This window comes from Haloferax sp. Atlit-10N (assembly GCF_003586325.1).
Taxonomy (GTDB): Archaea; Halobacteriota; Halobacteria; order Halobacteriales; family Haloferacaceae; genus Haloferax; species Haloferax prahovense.
Genome location: NZ_PSYX01000001.1, coordinates 550,212 through 567,195 on the forward strand (window position 1 = coordinate 550,212; position 16,984 = coordinate 567,195).

The 16,984-nt window shown below is 67.5% G+C and carries 17 protein-coding genes; 8 read left to right on the forward strand and 9 right to left on the reverse strand.

What is annotated here, in order from left to right:
- Positions 1-89: 89 nt before the first annotated feature.
- Positions 90-521: a hypothetical protein gene (locus C5B91_RS02870; protein WP_049968194.1), complete on the forward strand. Its 432-nt coding sequence runs from the start codon at positions 90-92 to the stop codon at positions 519-521.
- Here the strand turns inward: C5B91_RS02870 and nth are convergent, their stop codons facing one another.
- Together nth and C5B91_RS02880 are read right to left on the reverse strand one after the other, a co-directional pair.
- Positions 522-1,328: an endonuclease III gene (gene nth / locus C5B91_RS02875; protein ID WP_115819067.1), complete on the reverse strand. Its 807-nt coding sequence runs from the start codon at positions 1,326-1,328 to the stop codon at positions 522-524.
- Positions 1,329-1,403: 75 nt separating this feature from the next.
- Entirely contained in the window at positions 1,404-1,829 is a 426-nt protein-coding gene (locus C5B91_RS02880) for a DUF371 domain-containing protein (RefSeq protein WP_008092380.1), read from the reverse strand.
- 299 nt (positions 1,830-2,128) lie between these two features.
- Between C5B91_RS02880 and C5B91_RS02885 the strand changes: the two genes are divergently transcribed.
- The 3 genes from C5B91_RS02885 to C5B91_RS02895 all read left to right on the forward strand — a co-directional run bounded on the left by C5B91_RS02885 (position 2,129) and on the right by C5B91_RS02895 (position 5,309).
- A complete protein-coding gene (locus C5B91_RS02885; protein ID WP_008092382.1) occupies positions 2,129-3,052 on the forward strand; it encodes a coiled-coil protein in 924 nt (307 codons plus the stop codon).
- A 90-nt stretch (positions 3,053-3,142) separates the two neighbouring features.
- On the forward strand, positions 3,143-4,144 hold the full coding sequence (gene sppA, locus C5B91_RS02890; protein ID WP_049968196.1) for a signal peptide peptidase SppA: 1,002 nt from the start codon (positions 3,143-3,145) through the stop codon (positions 4,142-4,144).
- Between the two features lie 43 nt (positions 4,145-4,187).
- Positions 4,188-5,309 (forward strand): DUF373 family protein, encoded by a 1,122-nt coding sequence (locus C5B91_RS02895; RefSeq protein ID WP_049968197.1) that lies wholly within the window; start codon positions 4,188-4,190, stop codon positions 5,307-5,309.
- Positions 5,310-5,361: 52 nt separating this feature from the next.
- Here the strand turns inward: C5B91_RS02895 and C5B91_RS02900 are convergent, their stop codons facing one another.
- Together C5B91_RS02900 and C5B91_RS02905 are read right to left on the reverse strand one after the other, a co-directional pair.
- Positions 5,362-5,553 (reverse strand): hypothetical protein, encoded by a 192-nt coding sequence (locus tag C5B91_RS02900; protein WP_004972543.1) that lies wholly within the window; start codon positions 5,551-5,553, stop codon positions 5,362-5,364.
- Positions 5,554-5,641: 88 nt separating this feature from the next.
- Positions 5,642-6,424: an aldo/keto reductase gene (locus tag C5B91_RS02905; protein WP_049913401.1), complete on the reverse strand. Its 783-nt coding sequence runs from the start codon at positions 6,422-6,424 to the stop codon at positions 5,642-5,644.
- Positions 6,425-6,660: 236 nt separating this feature from the next.
- Here C5B91_RS02905 and C5B91_RS02910 point away from each other — a divergent pair, with 236 nt between their 5' ends.
- Positions 6,661-6,858 carry a hypothetical protein gene (locus tag C5B91_RS02910; RefSeq protein ID WP_049904942.1) on the forward strand — a complete coding sequence of 66 codons (198 nt, stop codon included), beginning with the start codon at positions 6,661-6,663 and terminating at the stop codon, positions 6,856-6,858.
- 92 nt (positions 6,859-6,950) lie between these two features.
- The gene (locus C5B91_RS02915; protein WP_049968198.1) at positions 6,951-7,661 is read left to right on the forward strand and encodes a DUF6517 family protein; all 711 of its coding nucleotides are present in this window, start codon (positions 6,951-6,953) and stop codon (positions 7,659-7,661) included.
- Positions 7,662-7,701: 40 nt separating this feature from the next.
- Here the strand turns inward: C5B91_RS02915 and C5B91_RS02920 are convergent, their stop codons facing one another.
- Complete coding sequence (locus C5B91_RS02920) at positions 7,702-8,565, reverse strand: 2-oxoacid:ferredoxin oxidoreductase subunit beta (protein ID WP_004972539.1); 864 nt, start codon at positions 8,563-8,565, stop codon at positions 7,702-7,704.
- Entirely contained in the window at positions 8,562-10,322 is a 1,761-nt protein-coding gene (locus tag C5B91_RS02925; protein WP_008092391.1) for a 2-oxoacid:acceptor oxidoreductase subunit alpha, read from the reverse strand. The genes C5B91_RS02920 and C5B91_RS02925 overlap by 4 nt, the downstream gene beginning before the upstream one ends.
- 306 nt (positions 10,323-10,628) lie before the next feature.
- On the opposite strand from C5B91_RS02925, the gene C5B91_RS02930 reads away from it, so the two are divergent.
- The gene (locus tag C5B91_RS02930; protein WP_008092392.1) at positions 10,629-11,273 is read left to right on the forward strand and encodes an FAD-dependent oxidoreductase; all 645 of its coding nucleotides are present in this window, start codon (positions 10,629-10,631) and stop codon (positions 11,271-11,273) included.
- A 51-nt stretch (positions 11,274-11,324) separates the two neighbouring features.
- Here C5B91_RS02930 and C5B91_RS02935 read toward each other — a convergent pair whose 3' ends face one another.
- The 3 genes from C5B91_RS02935 to C5B91_RS02945 all read right to left on the reverse strand — a co-directional run bounded on the left by C5B91_RS02935 (position 11,325) and on the right by C5B91_RS02945 (position 14,969).
- Positions 11,325-12,146, reverse strand: a complete 822-nt coding sequence (locus C5B91_RS02935) for an ABC transporter permease (RefSeq protein ID WP_008092393.1) — start codon at positions 12,144-12,146, stop codon at positions 11,325-11,327.
- Positions 12,143-12,949, reverse strand: a complete 807-nt coding sequence (locus tag C5B91_RS02940; protein ID WP_115819303.1) for an ABC transporter ATP-binding protein — start codon at positions 12,947-12,949, stop codon at positions 12,143-12,145. Before C5B91_RS02940 ends, C5B91_RS02935 begins: the two co-directional genes overlap by 4 nt.
- Before the next feature lie 94 nt (positions 12,950-13,043).
- Entirely contained in the window at positions 13,044-14,969 is a 1,926-nt protein-coding gene (locus tag C5B91_RS02945; protein WP_115819068.1) for a NosD domain-containing protein, read from the reverse strand.
- Between the two features lie 222 nt (positions 14,970-15,191).
- On the opposite strand from C5B91_RS02945, the gene C5B91_RS02950 reads away from it, so the two are divergent.
- Positions 15,192-16,892: a methylmalonyl-CoA mutase gene (locus C5B91_RS02950; RefSeq protein ID WP_115819069.1), complete on the forward strand. Its 1,701-nt coding sequence runs from the start codon at positions 15,192-15,194 to the stop codon at positions 16,890-16,892.
- Positions 16,893-16,984 lie beyond the last annotated feature (92 nt).

Sequence of the window (16,984 nt, forward strand, 5' to 3'; positions counted from 1 at the left end):
CGTCTCTCGTCTCGTTTTTCGCCGACTCGTGGTATCACCCCTGAGAATCGCGACGTATCCTTAATTACCAGCGCGCCGGAGGCGACGGTATGAACGCCGCGACCCGCGCGTCCTTGACGCTCGCCGTGATTCTCACCGTTGCGACCGCCCCGGTCGCCGCCGCGACCGGCCCGACCTCGCCGTGTTTCCCCGGCGAGGGCCACCAGTTCGACATCGGCGGCGAGGGCGCGGGCATCGACCTCGTCGTCTTCCTCTCGGTCTTCGAGAACCTCGGCGGCGAGGGCGGCTTCGGGATGGAAGCCAGCGGCTCCGTCGGCAACGACTCCATCGTCCAACTCCGGGCGGGCGTCGCGTTCGACGGCGTCGGCCCCGCGTCGGCGTTCCTCTCGAACCCCTTCTCGCGATTCAGCGTCGTCTACGACTACTCGATGAACCTCCCGATGTTCGCCGGTTCGGGTATCGAATCGAGCTACGAGGACGACGGCTCGCCGGTGAGCGGACTCAAAACGAAGTCCTGTTAGTCAGTCGTCCGCGGCCGCGGGGTCGGTGACGGCCTGCGCCGCCGCGTCGACGCCGACCATGTCGCACACGTCGGCCATCGGGCACGCCTCCGGTCCGTCGAGACACGCGGGCTTTCGGGCCGTGCAGAACTCGCGACCGAACTGAATCATCGCGGTGTGGCCGAAGCCGCATTTCTCGTCGGGGATGTCGCGTTCGAGCGCCGCGCGAACGCCTTCGTGGTCGGCGTCAGCCGGCGCGAGTCCGATTCGCCGAGCGATGCGGTGGACGTGGGTGTCAACCGGGAAGACGCCGCCGCGGCCGCCCGCAAAGAGGAGGACGCAGTCGGCGGTCTTCGGGCCGACGCCCTTCATCTCCAGGAGTCGGTCGCGGACCGTCGCGGGCACTTCCTCGCGGACGTAGCGGTCGAAATCGGCCTCGCTCCCGAAGTCGGCCAGCACGTCCTCGGCGACGCCTTGGATGAGCTTCGACTTCTGGTTGTAGAGCCCGCCCGAGCGGATGGCCTCGACGATGCCCTCGCGGTCGGCCGCCGCCAGCGACTCGGCGAGGTCGCCGCCGCCGTACTGCGCCATGAGTTCGTCGTGGGCGGGTTGGCTCGCCTTGTCGCTCGTGTTCTGACTCAGAATCGTCCGGACGAGGCACTCGAAGCCGCCCTGCCCGCCGTAGGCCTTCCGCCAGTAGCGCTCGCCGAGTCGGTCGACGACGACCTCGGCGCGCGTCGCGGTCTCGGGGTCGGCGGGGTCGAACGCCGTCTCTCGACCGCCGCCGCTCGTGCCGCCGCTGATGTTCTCGGAGGGTTCTTCGGGCATGCCCGGAGGTTACGACCGCGCGGTGAAAAGCGCATTCCGTCGGTCGGCTCGCGTTGGTCCGCCGTCTGCGCGGGGCTATTCGACTTCGATGGTGACCGTCAGTTCCGCGCCGTCGGCGAGCGCCGAGACGAGGTCGCGGTCGAAGCCTGCGGCGGCGTGGGCCGCGCCGACCGCGCCCGTCCGGTCGTCCACGTAGTCGCTCGTGCGGAAGACGACGCTGCGGTCGCCCTCGAAGGAGAGGTCCGGGTGTCCGCGGGCGCGGACCGCCTGCTCGTAGGTGTCGCCGTCCGCGTCCACGCGGACGCGCACGTCGATAGTGGCGTCGTGGGACTGACAGGCCTCGACGAACGACGGGTCGAAGTCGGCGGGGGTGCGGTCGGCCTCGACGCCGATGATGCAGTCGCCCGCGGGGGTGAGCCAGTCGTCTGTCGTCACCTCGAACGTGCTCGCGTGCTCGGCGCGCACGTGCTCGTGGCCGCGTGCGCGGATGACTTCTCTCATGGCGTGGCATCCGACCCGACTCGGTTTAGCCCCCACGGTTCGCATCCCATTTATATACGCCCATGGCAAACACTGACATGGTGAATACGGTCGATACGAGCGGTGTGGTAACTGTTTTCACCCGAATTTTCACCGAAGTATTTATTAACTGGTCGCCTGTATGTGTATGTACCTGAGCGCCTCCGGCGTTCCGGCGGCATCGCACGCAGAATGATCGGGAATTCTTATCCACGGTCGGTCGCACTCCCACGAGCAGCCGCCACGCACGGAGTGGTGATGGTATCGAGGATTGATTACGCATGGTAACGAAGCAGGAAGTACTTAGCGAGTTCGACGTGCAGGAACTCGACGAGGCACGAAACATCGATCTCCCAGACGAAAAGCTCGAGAGCGGCTCGAAAGGCGAACTCATCAAACTCGCCGGTCAACTCCGTGACCGCCGCAATGAACTAAACCAGATGGCTTCTGAGCGCGCATCCAAGCGCGACGACCTCAACGCGAAGACTCGCGAGAAGGTTGACGAAGCCCAGAAGCACCGCGAGAAGCGCGACGAGATGAACTCGCAGGTGCAGGAACACAAGCAGAGCCGCAACGAGCTCAACGCGAAGGCCAACGAGCTGTTCGACGAGGTCGACGAAATGAAAAGCGACCTCGAGCTCGACGACGGCAAGGACATCGACGAGCTCAAAGAGGAGATCGAGCAACTCGAGTTCCGCCAGCAGACCGAAGTCCTCTCGACCGAAGACGAGCGCGAGCTCATCGAGAAGATCGAGAACAAGCGCGAAGAACTTCGCCAAAAAAAGGACAAGGTCGAAGAGAGCGGTGACCTCGAAGCGCTCATCGAAGAGGCAGAAGAGGTCCGCTCCGAGGCGTCCCAGCACCACCAGAAGGTGACAGAGCTGGCCGACGACGCCCAGGAACACCACAACCAGATGATCGAGGCCTACCGCGAGGCCGACGACATCCGCGACAAGGCCGACGAGATGCACGAGCTCTTCGTCGAAGCCCAGGAAGCGGCCGACCGTCACCACGAGGACTTCGTCCGCGTCCAGAAGCGCCTCCGCGAGCTGGACAAGAAGGAAGAGCGCCAGCGCAAGGACTCCCGCGCCGAGGAGCGCGAAGCCGCCAAGGCCGAGGCCGAGGAGATCTACCAGAAGTTCAAGGAAGGCGAGACCCTCGAGACCGAGGACCTGATGAAGCTTCAGAAGTCCGGTCTGCTCTAAACCCCGGTCACTTTCTCTCTCTTCGTCGCGCTTGCGACGTATCATTTTTATCCCGTTCGAAGCCCCAGCGACAGCCATGAGTGATTCACCGTGACCGACAGCTTCACGCGCATCTACCGGCTGACTATCGTAGTCGTCCTCGCCGTCGTCGCAGCGGCGGTCGGCTGGGTCCTGTTCTACCGCGTCCCCGACACGCTCGCGGACCTCGCGGGGCTCCTCTTGGTCATCGGAACCGTCGTCGCCGCGCTCCGCGTCGGCGGCAGGCTCGCCGCCTCGGCCTTCCCCGACTACGACGTAGCCGAGGTCGCCGTCGAGGGGCCGATTTCCCGCGACGGCGGCGGGGGCCCCGTTCCGGGTCGCGGCGGCGGCACGCCCGCCGACGACATCGTCGAACAGATCGACGCCGCGGCCGACGACGAGAACGTCGACGCGCTCCTCGTCAAACTGAACACGCCCGGCGGCGAGGTGCTGCCGAGCGACGACATCCGCCGGGCGGCCGCCGACTTCGACGGCCCGACGGTCGCGTACGCCACGGACACCTGCGCCTCGGGCGGCTACTGGATCGCCAGCGGCTGTGACGAACTGTGGTCCCACGACGTGAGCGTCGTCGGCTCCATCGGTGTCATCGGCTCGTCGGTCAACGCCTCGGAGTTGGCCGACAAGGTCGGCCTCTCCTACGAGCGGTTCGCCGCGGGGAAGTACAAGGACGCGGGGATGGCCCTCAAGGAGCCGACCGAGGACGAACGCGAGTACCTCCAGGGGCTCATCGACGACTACTACGACGACTTCGTCGAGCGCGTGGCCGAAGGGCGCGACATGGACCCGCAGGTCGTCCGCGATACTGAGGCCCGCGTCTACCTCGGCGAGGAGGCCCACGAACTCGGGCTGGTCGACTCGCTGGGCACCCGCGACGACGTGGAGGCCCGACTCGCCGAACTCCTCGGCCGCGACGAGGTCTCGGTGCGGGAGTTCACCCCCGAGGTCGGCCTCACCGACCGGCTCCGCGGCGGTGTCGAGGGGGCGGCGTACGCCTTCGGTGCGGGGGTCGCCTCGTCGGTCGAACCGGACGACGGCTTTTCGTTTCGGTTCTGACGACTGGGAGGCTTTTTAGCCCGCGCCCGCGTTCGTCTTCGACGTGACAACGCTCGTCCTCTGTGTCGACCGGGCGAACGACATCGGCCGCAAGACCGGGCTCTCGACGCCCGTTGTCGGCTGGGAAGCGGTCCGGTCGCTCGTCACCGACGTGGGGCTCGCCGACCCCGAGGATTCGAGCGTCAACTGCCTTCTCGCGGCGTTGCGGACGACGCGCGAACTCAGAGACGAGCGCGAAGACGCCGAAATCGCGGTTATCTCGGGGACGAGCGACAGCCCCGTCGGGGCCGACCGCGCCGTCGCACGACAGCTCGACGACCTCGCCGAGCAGTTCGACGTCGAGTCCGCGGTCGTCGTCATCGACAGCGCGGAAGACGAGCGACTCGTCCCCGTCGTCGAGAGCCGGTTCCGGGTCGACGCGGTCGACCGCGTGGTGGTCCGACAGGCCCACGACATCGAGTCGACGTACTACCTGCTCAAGCAGTTCCTCGGCGACGAGGAGCTTCGCTCGACGATACTCGTCCCGCTCGGGGTCGGACTGCTCCTCGTCCCGCTGCTTCTCGTCCAGTTCACTCCCGCGGTCGCGATGGCCGGGCTCGCCGCCCTCATGGGCGCGGTGCTCCTCTACAAGGGGCTCGCTATCGACGAGTTCCTCTCGGACGCACCCGACCAGATTCGCGACGCCCTCTACTCCGGACAGGTGTCGGTCGTCACTTACGCGGTCGCCGCGGGGCTGGCCATCGTCGGGCTGTTCCTCGGCGCGCTCGCCATCCGGACGCCGGGCGTCGGCGGGAGCGAGGAGGTGCTCGTCCCGTCGCTCCTGTTCGTCTACCACAGCGTCCCGTGGCTGGCGCTCGCCGCGCTAACCGCGAGCGCGGGCCGTCTCTTGGACGAACTCATCGGGAGCGAGCGCGTCTCCACGTCGTACATGAACCTCCCGTTCGGCGTCGTCGCCATCGGGCTGGTCGTCCGCGGGTTCGCCGGTTTCCTCCTCGAACGACAGGGGGAGTTGCCGAACCTCGAACTGCTCGGGCGACTCGCGCTCACGCCGGTCCAGCGGCTGGCGATGTTCATCGTCGCCGGCATCGTCGTGAGCGTCGTGGGCGTCCGCATCTCGGCGAGCGTCTCGGACGACGCGCTCGAAGACGTGGTCGACACGCCGTGAGAAAACGAGAGTTGCGGTCTTCCGTGCCGCTTTTTCGCTTCGTTCCGCGCCGTTAGTTCGCCGCTCGGTACTCGCCGTGCTTGACGCCGATGGCGAGACAGACGGCCCCGAAGACGAGCATCGCGGGCGTCACCATCATCAGTACGGTACTCGTGGCCATGACGCCCATCCCGACGAGGGCCGCGGTTCCGACGACGACGAGCGCGACGAGCAACGCGACTGTCTTGGGGAGGTCGAACTCCATGCGATTCTGTCGGGACCCGTTCGACAAATCCGTTGCGGCTTCCGACGGCGAATCGAGAGGCGAACCGGAAAAACGCGGGTTCAGTCGCTTACCAGGGCGCGAAGTCGGGGTCGATGCAGCGCTCTTCGGTCTGGATGGCGTCGATGGCGGCCACGTCTTCGTCGTCGAGGTCGAGCGCGAGCGACTCCCAGTTGTCGCGGATGTGGCCCTCGCTCGTCGCCTTCGGAATCGCGGTGACGCCTTTCTCGCGGAGCCACGCCAAGGACACCTGCGCCTCGCTCGCGTCGTGCTTCTCGGCGATGTCGGACAGCACGTCGACGTCGAAAACGTTCCCGCGGGCGAGCGGCGAGTACGCGACGATTTCGATGTCCTCCTCGGCGCAGACCTCGCGGAGCTCTTCCTGCTGGAGGAGCGGGTGCATCTCGATTTGGTTGGCGAAGGCGCCCGACTCGGACAGTTCGACGGCCTCGCGGACCTGTTCGGGCTCGAAGTTGGAGATGCCGACGCGCTTTGTCAGCCCGCGTTCGACGAGTTCGTCGAACGCCGCGAGAGTCTCTTCGGCGTCGTACTCGCGGGACGGCCAGTGGACGTACAGGAGGTCGACGTAGTCTACGCCGAGCTTTTCGAGGCTCTCTTCCGTGCTTTCGATGACGTCGTCGTGGGACAGCTTGTCGGCCCACACCTTCGTCGCGAGGAACACCTCGTCGCGGTCGACGTCGGCGGCAGCGATGCCCTCGCCGACCTCCGCTTCGTTCTCGTACGCTTGGGCGGTGTCGATGTGGCGGTAGCCCATCTCCAGCGCCGTCTGCACCGCGTTGCGACACTCGTCGGCGTTCGTGTTTTGCCACGTCCCGAGCCCGAGCATCGGCATCCCGTTCGCCCGCGGTGCATCGTCTGCTGAAGCGGCGTTCTCCGTCATGGTCGGACCGTGGGCCGCGAGTTGAAAAGGCGTTCCGAAAGGGCGGGCGAATTTCCGGCTCCCATGGCCCGAGAGTGTGTCACACGGGGTCTCAGATGTTCGCTCCCCGATGCCTCCCGACGCCGCTCGACGCTTGGCGGCGGATAGTTTATGTGACATGTGGTAGCATATCTGAACGGTGATCAGGAATGTCGTCCGCATCAGAGCCGTTGACAGAAGAGAACACGAACGCGTTCGCACACCGCATCGCGGGTGACTCGCTCGTCTACGAGTGTCCGAACTGCGAGTTCGGCGAGGTGTTGGTGACGGAACTCATCGAATCCGACGACGCCCGGTGTCTCGATTGCGGGACGCGCTACCGACTCCACGTCGAGTCGGTAGAGTAACCAGCGGTCGACGGAAATCTTTCGGGAGCGGTCCGAATCGGTCTTTTTCGCGGCGGCGAGACTGTCATACTCTCAGAGCGCCTCTAGGTAGCATGCCTCAACTACGCACAGCCCTCGCGCTCGCGCTCGTCGTCGCGCTCGCGGGATGCCTCGGTGGACTCGGCGGCTCGACCACGTTCGCGGCCCAGCCCGCGACGATTCCCGCGTCGGCTTACGAGGCACACGGTTACGTCCACGGCAACAGCACCGTCGTCCCGATTTCGTACGACGTCGGCGTCGGTCCCGCCTCTCGCTCCGTCGGCGCGGACGTCTGGGTGTCCGGATACTCGAAGACGACCGACGACGACGATATCACGGCCCTCGTGGTCGTCTCGTCGCCGAACGCCGAAGTCGCCGGCCAGTCGGTCAACCCGCTTTCGAACCTCGGCAACCGCGACCTTGTCGCGGCCGGTCTCGACTTGCTGGCCGACGCGCAGGCGCTCGGAAACGTCCCAGAGGTCAACGGCGTCCGCGAGGTCGGCGCACGGAACGTCACGATGCTCGGGTCGGAGACGGAACTCGTCACCTACGCTGGCACGGTCGAAGTCGAAGCCGGCGAGACCGCAGTCGACGGCGAGACGGTCGCCTACGAGGGCGGGACGGCCGAAGTGAGACTCCACCTCGCGACGGTCGAACACGACGGCGACGTGGTGGTCGTTCTCGCGGTCCACGGGGCCGACGTGGACGAGACCGAGGCGGTCGCGGCGCTCGCGGGCGCTGTCGAGCATCCGGGGACGGTCGAAAGAACGGTCGAAGTTCGATGAGCGAGCGGCGCGGCGTCGACCGCGAGTTCGGCGGGAGTCGTTAGTAGAACTCGCGGACGAGGTCCATCGCGTCGTCGGGCGCGCCCGACGGGATGTCCGACATGTTCTGGTCGACGCCGAACTTCTCCTCGTAGGAGACGGAGCTTTCGTCCTTGTAGATGACGCCCTCGTACTCCTTCGACGAGTCGAGAATCTTCTCTTTGGCCGCGTCGTAGTCGGTCGGGTCGTGGTCGGTGTCCGCGAGGTCCACGAGGTTGTCGCGGAAGTAGTCGTAGGTGTCCACGTCGTTGAACGTGACACACGGACTGAACACGTTCACGAAGCCGAAGCCGTCGTGCTCGATGGCCTCCTGGACGATTTCCGCGTGGCGCTTGTGGTCCGTCGCGAACGACTGCGCGATGAACGTGCCGCCGGCCGCGAGCGACAGCGCGAGCGGGTTGACCGGGGGCTGCTTCGGTCCTTCGGGGGTCGTCGAGGTCTCGAAGTCCTCGCGCGAGGTCGGCGAGGCCTGACCCTTCGTGAGGCCGTAGATGCGGTTGTCCATGACGGTGTAGGCCATGTCCACGTTGCGGCGGACGGCGTGGATGAAGTGGCCCGCACCGATGGAGTAGCCGTCACCGTCGCCGCCGGCGGCGACGACGGTCAGGTCGGGGTTCGCCAGCTTGACGCCGGCGGCGACCGGGAGCGAGCGCCCGTGGACGCCGTGGATGGCGTACGAGTGCATGTACGTCCCGATTTTCCCGGAACAGCCGATGCCGGCGACCATGAACGTGTTGTCGGGGTCGGTGCCGGAGTTGGCGAGGGCTTTCATGATGCCGTTCATCGTCCCGAAGTCCCCACAGCCGGGACACCAGGTCGGTTGTTTGTCTGACTTGAAGTCGGTGAAGCGGACGTTTGAGCTCATGCTGAGACCTCCTCTGCGTCGAGGGTGGCTTTGATTTCGTCTGCGAGTTCGTCCGCCTTGAAGCGGACGCCGTCGTACTTGTTAATGCGCTTGACACGGGTCAATGTGTCGTGCTCGACGACGTTGGCGAACTGCCCCGTCGCGTTACACTCGACGACGATGACCTCGTCTGCCGCCTCGATTTCCTCGGTGAGGTCCGGCCGCGGGAACATGTACGGGACCGACAGGAACCGAACGTCGATGCCGTCCGCTTCGAGGAAGTCGAGCGCCTCGACGAGCGCGCCCTCGTTGGAGCCCCACGAGAGGATGAGCGTGTCGGAATCGGCGTCACCGAACTCGCGCGGCGAGAAGTCCTCGGTCTCCTTTGCGGTCTCGACCTTCCGGTCGCGCTTGTCGACCTGCTCGACGCGCATCGACCGGTCTTCGGTCCGCCGACCGAGTTCGTCGTGTTCGAGACCGGTCGACATGTGTGCGCCCTGTTCCGTGCCGGGGAACGCGCGCGGGCTGACGCCGTCGTCAGTGAGCGCGTGCGGCTGGAAGCGACCTTCCTCGTCGAGCCACTCGTCGATGGAGTCGTCGTCGACGACCTTGCCGCGGTCGATTTCGACTTCGTCCATGTCGAACGCCTCGGGGGAGAACGTCTGTTCCGTGACCGCCATCGCGAGGTCGGCCGCGACGTAGACCGGAACCTGATACTTCTCGGCGAAGTTGAACGCTTCGACGGTCTTCCAGAAGCACTCGTCGATGCTCGTCGGCGCGACGACGAAGCGCGGAATCTCGCCGTGGCCGCCGTAGAGCATCATGTTGAGGTCGCCCTGTTCCTGCTTGGTCGGCATCCCCGTCGAGGGGCCCGAGCGCATCACGTCGACGATGACGAGCGGCGTCTCCGAGGTGGCGACGAGACCGAACGTCTCGGTCATCAGGTCGATACCCGGACCGGACGTCGCGGTCATCGACCGCGCGCCGGCGCGTGCCGCACCGAGCGCGAGGTTGATGGCCGCGAGTTCGTCTTCCGCCTGTACGACGTGACCGCCGTAGCGTTCGATACGGCCGGTGAGATACTCCATCACGTCCGTCGCGGGCGTGATGGGGTAGCCGGCGTAGAAGCGGCAACCGGCGGCGATGGCGCCCATGCCGATGGCTTGGTCGCCGTTGATGAGCACGTAGTCCTCGTCGGTCGTCTCGAGGTCGTAGTCGAACTCGTGGTCGTACTCGTCGTGGACGTATTCGAGGCCCGCGCGAGCCGCCTTCTTGTTGTTCTCGACGATGGCCTCGCCCTTCCCGCCGAAGCGCTTCTGCAGTGCGCTGTCGAGGTTCTCGATGGGGAAGTCCGCGACGGCGCACGCCGCGCCGAGCGCGACGACGTTGCGCATGATAGCGCCGCCCGCCTCCTCGGCGAGCGCCTTGAGGGGGATGTCCAGCCCGACCATTCCCTCGGGGATTTCGACGTCCGCCATCGTCGAGCGGTCGCCGTCGTAGATGATGACGGAGCCCTCGTGCAGTTCGTCGAGGTTCTCGTCGATTGTTCGTTGTGTGAGTGCGATGAGCACGTCGAGTCGGTCGACGACGCTCTGTACGGGGTCGATGGCAGTCCGAACCTTGTACGCGGTGTATCCGCCCCGGATTCGCGAAGCGAAGTCCTTAGAGGTGAACACGTGGCGTCCAGCCCGGGATAGCGCCTGAGCGAAAATCTTCCCCGTGGAGTCGATGCCATCGCCAGCCTCGCCGCCGATGGCCCAGTTGAAGTCCGCAGGCATGCTGAGTGAAATCTACCCATAGCCGGGTCAAAAGCCTTCTGAAAATTGGTGTTAAACGACGGTACCGGTAACATATGGAAATTTAACGAACAAGTTTTAGAGACGCTGATTGAGATGATTATATGAAATAAGAGGCCGCACATACGGGGAATAACTGGACGAACATCCAATCAAGGTGTGTTTTGCCCTCTCGTGGCAATTCTTTCCGGTTCACACTATGTGCACGGCCGGGACGGTTTGTCCTGCTCTCCGGCGCGCGCGTCCGGGAAGGCAAGGCCCTTGTGAGCCTGCGACCAAGCCGCTCGCATGGACGCAATCGTCACCGTCGCCGCGGTCCGCGACGTCGGCCCCGGAACGGTCGCCATCGAGTTCGAGACGCCCGACGGCTTCGAGGCCGAACCGGGCCAGTTCGTCAAGCTCTCCGCCGAGGTCGACGGCGAGTCGTACGCGCGGTTCTACACGCTCTCGTCGCCCGGCGTCGGCGACACGTTCGAGGTGACCGTCGGCATCGACCCCGAGGAGGCCGGGCCGTTCAGCCAGCACCTCGACTCGCTCGCCGCCGGCGACGACGTCGAGGTCTCCGGGCCGTTCGGTCAGAGCTACTACGACGGCGAGTCGCGCGTGGTCGTCCTCGCGGGCGGCCCCGGCGTCGGCCCCGCGGTCGGCATCGCCGAGGCCGCGGTCGCCGACGGCAACGAGGCCGCCGTGGTCTACCTCGACGACGCGCCAGCGCACGAAGAACGCCTCGCGGCGATCCGGGACGACGGCGCGAGCGTCGTCGTCACCGGCGACGACTCCGACCTCGCCGACGCCGTCTCCGATGCGCTCACCGGCGACGAGGGCGAGCAGGTGTTCGTCTACGGCTTCGCCGACTTCGTCGAGCGCGCGACCGACGCGGTCGAAGCGGCCGGCGGTGACGCCGACGCGGCGAAGGTCGAGAACTTCGGGTAGGCGCTTCGACCGCCTGCTCGCCCGCCCAGCGCTGTCCAGCACTGCCCAGCACTATTCTACCGGTCGCCACGCCGTCAGCACCGCGACCGCGAGCGCGACGGCGACCCACCCGACGAGGCCCGTAAGCGCCGCGACCGGCGAGGTCGAACCGCCGGTCTCGACGGCGACGCCGAGAACGAGCGACCGAAACGCGCCGTTCGGGCTCGCCGCGAGCACGAGCGGGACCGCGTCGATGCCGAGGTTCCCCGAGGCCAGTCCGGCGACGGCGGCGGCGTCGACGCCGACGACGAAGGCGACGAGCAGGCCGACGGCGAGCGCGATTGCCTGCCGAGCGGTCCGCGCGGCGGCCGAGACGGCGAGCGCGACGGCCGCGACCGCGAGGGCGAACAGGACCGCGAGGACCGAAAACCGGAGGAACGCGACCGGCGAGTCGGCGGCCTCGTTCAGCGCGAGGAACGTCGGGTCCGGCGGCGAGAGGACGGGGACGGTCGCGCCCGCGGCGAGCAGCGACCCGAAGACGACGAACACGAGCGCGAGCCCCCGGCCGAGGTAGACGCCGCCGACGTAGGCCGGGCGAGACACGTCGAACGTCCTGAGCACGTCGAGTTCGCCCGACTCGCGGTCCGAGAGCACCGCCCGGTAGCAGAGCGCGACGGCGAGAAGCGGGACGAGCGCCTCCACGAACGGGGCCAAGTCGAGGACGAGCGGGACGTAGCCGCCGCGCGCGCCGGAGCCCGCGGCCGCGACCGCGACGACGGTCAGCGCGAAGACGACCGAGAGCGCGACGACAGCCGGGGTTCTGACCACCGTTCGAAGCTCCCGGGCCGCGATGGCGAACAGGTCGCCGAGGCTGTCTCGGCCGTCGGCGCTCATCTCCCCGTCACCTCCTCGGTCGCCACGAGGTCGCCGAAGGCGGTCTGGAGGTCGGCCGCGCCGACCGACTCGACCACCGCTCGCGGGTCGCCGTCGGCGACGAACCGCCCGCCGTCGAGGACGACCACGCGGTCGGCGGTCCGCTCGACGGGGCCGAGGTTGTGCGACGAGAGGACGACCGCGACGCCCGCGTCGGCGAGGTCGGAGACGATGTCGAACAGCCGTTCGACCATGCCGGGGTCGAGGCCGCTGGCCGGTTCGTCGAGGACGACCACGGCCGGGTCGCCGACGAGCGCCCGCCCGAGGCCGAGCAAGCGCGTCATCCCGCCGGAGAGCGCGTCGACCCGGCGGTCGGTGGCGCCCGCGAGGCCGACTCGCTCCAACACGTCGGCCACGTCCACGGGGTCGCCCACGAACTGCGCGTAGAAGTCGAGCGTGTCGGTCGCAGAGAAGCCGGCGCGGAAGCCGGGCTGTTGCGGGAGGTAGCCCACGCGGGCGCGCCCGTCACTGGCTCCGATGGTGACCGTTCCCTCGTCGGGCGCGCGGACCCGAGCGAGAAACCGCAGGAGCGTGGACTTCCCCGAGCCGTTGGGGCCGACGAGCGCGACGATTTCGCCGGGGGCGACCGACAGCGAGACGCCGTCGAGGACGCGCACGTCGCCGAAGGCGTGGCTGAGGTCGGTCGCGGCGATGGCCGGTCGGCCGCTCTCGGCGGTCGCGGCGTCGGCGTCGGCGGCGGCACTCTCGCCCGTCGATTCGTCGGAAGCGGTCTCGGCGGTCGTCGCTGGTTCGGGATTCGGCATCGTGGTGTCTCCGTCGGTCGTCGGTGGCGTCGTGGTTCCATCGGCCGTCGGGTCTGTCTCGCTTTCGTCAGTCGCCGGGTTCGTCCGGTCGCGGTCAGTCATCGGTCTCCTCCGTCGCGTTCAGGGCGGCGAGCGTCTCGGGGCGGACCGGTTCGGTCCGCGGCGCGGCGTCGACCACGCCGGACCCGCGGAGGCCAGACACCGCGTCGCGGGCGCGGCGGAGCGCGCGCACCGCGGGCGACTCCGAGAGCGCGAGCGCGCCGGGTTCGCGGCCGAGTTCGGCGTCGACCGCCCCGGAGGGTTGGTACGCTCGGTCGTAGACCCCGTCGCCGTCGGCGTCTTCGAGCGGGAGGTCGCCCCAGTAGTTGCCCTCGCCGTCGGCGGTCCAGGTCCGCATCGGGCCGAGCGACGACTCGACGCGCACGTCGTTGTCGACGATGTCGTTTCGGACGACGACGTTCGTCGGGAACGTCGAACTCCCGCGGATGCCGACCCCGTTTCCGGCGACGACGTTTCCGACGTACACCTGCCGGTCGCCGCTCACGTCCATGCCGTAGCCGTTGCCGGCGAAGACGTTGTCAGCGACGTAGGTGTCGCTCCCGGCGGGCATGAACCCGAACTCCGACTCGCGCACGTCGTTTCCGACGACGAGGTTGCCGACGGGCCGGGTCATGAGGACGACGCCGATGCGGTCCCCGCGGACGACGTTGTCGGCGACGAGCGCGTCCGAGGTGTACATCTGGTGGACGCCGTAGCGACCGTCTTCCATGCGGTTGTCGCGGACGACGCTCCCGTCGGCGCGGTGGGTGTAGACGCCGTCGCGGCCGTCGATGAACGTCGAGTCCTGCACGACCGACCGCTCGCCGATGAGGACGACGCCCATGAAGCCCTCGGAGGGCTCGTCGGCCCCGCGGACGGTTACATCGTCGACGACGCTGTCGGCGCTCTCGCGGGCGATGATGCCGCTCGCTGGCGTGTCGATTTCGACCCCGCGGACGGCCGACTCGTTCGCGCCGTCGAGGACGACCCCGGCGTCGCCGCGGCCGTAGGCGAGTTCGACCCGGGTGTCCCAGTCGACGGACTCGTTGCTGGCGCGGACCCGGCGGGTTCCAACCTCGCCGACGCCGGACACGGAGAGGTTCCCGACCGCGCTCCGTTCGGCGCGGAGGTGGACGACGCTCCCGTTTCCGTCGCCGACGAGTCTCGTCTCGGGCCCGGCCCCGAGGAGCGTAATCGAGCGGTTCAGTTCGACCGCGTCGACCGAGTAGGTGCCCGCGGGGACGTAGACGGTCGTGTTCGCGGGGGCCGACGTGACGGCGGCTTCGACGGTCGGCGCGTCCTCGCCGACGACGGTCGAGACGGGCCTGTCGAACAGCGCATCACTCGCAGCGGTGGTCTGGTTCGCCCACTCGTGGTGGGCGGCGACCGACGACTCGAAGGCGTCGAGCCGTGACGAAAGCGGGTCGCCGGCGCGGTCGCGGAGCGTCGCCCAATCGACGACCGTGCCGCCGTGAGCCTCCGCGAACGAGCGGGCCGCGTCGGCGTCGGAAAACGGGACGGCAATCGCCCCGGAGGGGACTCGCGCGCCGGAGTCCACGACGAACGACGCCTCGGACGCTTTCGTCCAGCCGGGGTTGCGGTTGTGTTCGGTTCGGAGGTAGCCGTCGTCGTCGAGTGCGGGCGAGACCGTCGCGTAGTCGGTGACGAACACCGCGAGGGGGTCGCCGAACTGGCGGGCGCTCTCGGACGTGGACACGTCGGCGGCGGCCGTGGTCACGTCGTAGTAGCCGATGATGAAGCGGTACCGCGAGAAGTGGACCTGTGCGAGCGGGACTTCGAAGCCCTCGACTTCGGCCGTGCGAACGTCGACCGACGTGCCGCCGGTCTTGACGGTGTCGTCGAAGGGGACCGGCGCGACGGACCCGGAGGCCGGGACGACGAAGGAGACGCTCGCGAGGACGAAGACGAGCGCCGTCGCGGCGGCGACCCAGCGGGTCGTCTCGGGCGTGACGAGCGCCATCGGTCAGCGCTCGACCCCGTCGGATGCGGGGGCCCCGGCGGGGTGAGCCGCCGCATCGAGGGTCCCCGTGCCTGTCGCGCGGTCGTACATGCCGGTGGCTAGGTCTTCGGGGGGTGATATGCGCGATGGTCTGTGCGTCGAAGCGTCGGGGGCGGACCCGTGCCGTCCGGCGGGTCGACTTCGACCCGAATCCTTAATCATCGTCCATACGGATTCACGAGCATGTACGACGAGGAAGATTTGGCGTCCATCCGCGAGGCGCGCGACGAGTGGGAATCGGAGACCCGCGACCCCTTCGTGGAGAAGGGCGGCGAGCGCAAAGACCGGTTCGCCACCGTCTCGAACCACGAGGTCGAGGACCTCTACACCCCCGACGACGTGGCCGACCTCGACTACGAATCGGACCTCGGCTTCCCCGGCGAGTCCCCGTACACGCGCGGGGTGTACCCAACGATGTTCCGCGGGCGGACGTGGACCATGCGGCAGTTCGCCGGCTTCGGCACGGCGAAAGAGACCAACGAGCGCTTCCACTACCTCATCGAGAACGGTCAGACCGGGCTCTCGACAGCGTTCGACATGCCCTCCCTCATGGGCAAGGACTCCGACGACCCGCTTTCCGACGGTGAGGTCGGAAAGGAGGGCGTCGCCGTCGACACCCTCCGCGACATGGAGGTGCTGTTCGACGGCATCGACATCGGTGAGGTGACGACCTCCTTTACCATCAACCCCTCCGCGCCGGTCGTCTTCGCCATGTACGTCGCGCTCGCGGACAACCGCGGCGTCCCCCGCGAGCAGATAGGTGGCACCTTCCAGAACGACATGCTCAAGGAGTTCATCGCGCAGAAGGAGTGGGTCATCCCGCCGGAACCGTCGCTCAAACTCGTCACCGACACCGTCGAGTTCGCCGCCGAGGAGACTCCGCGCATCCGACCCATCTCGGTGTCGGGCTACCACATCCGCGAGGCCGGGTCGACGGCGATTCAGGAACTCGCGTTCACGCTCGCCGACGGCTTCGCCTACGTCGAAGACGCGGTGGACCGCGGCCTCGACGTGGACGAGTTCGCCCCCCAGCTGTCGTTTTTCTTCAACTCCCACAACTCCATCTTCGAGGAGGTGGCGAAGTTCCGCGCCGCCCGTCGCATCTACCACGACGTGATGTCGGAGTGGTACGACGCCGAAGACGAGCGCTCGAAGCAGTTGAAGTTCCACACCCAGACGGCGGGGCAGTCGCTGACGGCCCAACAGCCGCTCAACAACATCGTCCGCGTCACGATTCAGGCGCTCGCGGGCGTCCTCGGCGGCACGCAGTCGCTCCACACGAACAGCTTCGACGAGGCGCTGGCGCTCCCCTCGGAGGAGGCCGTCACCGTCGCCCTGCGGACCCAGCAGATAATCGCCGAGGAGTCGGGCGCGGCCGACGTCATCGACCCCCTCGGCGGGAGCTTCTTCGTGGAGACGCTGACCGACGAAATCGAGGCCGAGGCGATGGCCTACATCGAGGAGATTCGAGAGATGGGCGACGGCTCGGTCCGCGACGGCGTCCTCGCCGGTATCGACGAGGGGTACTACCACCGCGAGATAAGCGAGGCGTCCTACGAGTACCAGTCGCGGGTCGAAGACGGCGAGGAGGTCGTCGTCGGCGTCAACAAGTACGCCAGCGACGACGACAGCCGTCCCGACCTGCTGCACGTCGAAGACGAGGTGCAGGACCGACAGCTCTCGCGCCTCGAATCCGTCAAGGACGACCGCGACGACGAGGCGGTCGAAGCCGCCCTCGACGAACTCCGCGAGACGGTCCGCGACGGCGGGAACGTCATGCCGGTGCTCGTCGACGCCGCCAAGGAGTACGTCACGATGGGCGAAATCATGGATGTGTTCGCCGAAGAGTACGGCACCTACCGCGAGACTATCGGCGTGATGTGAGCGTCGCCGGCGCGGCGAGCCCGCCCGAAACGTTGGGGATGACATGAACGTTCGCTGACTGGAACGCGCACCGCCGGCTCGCGTAACCGACC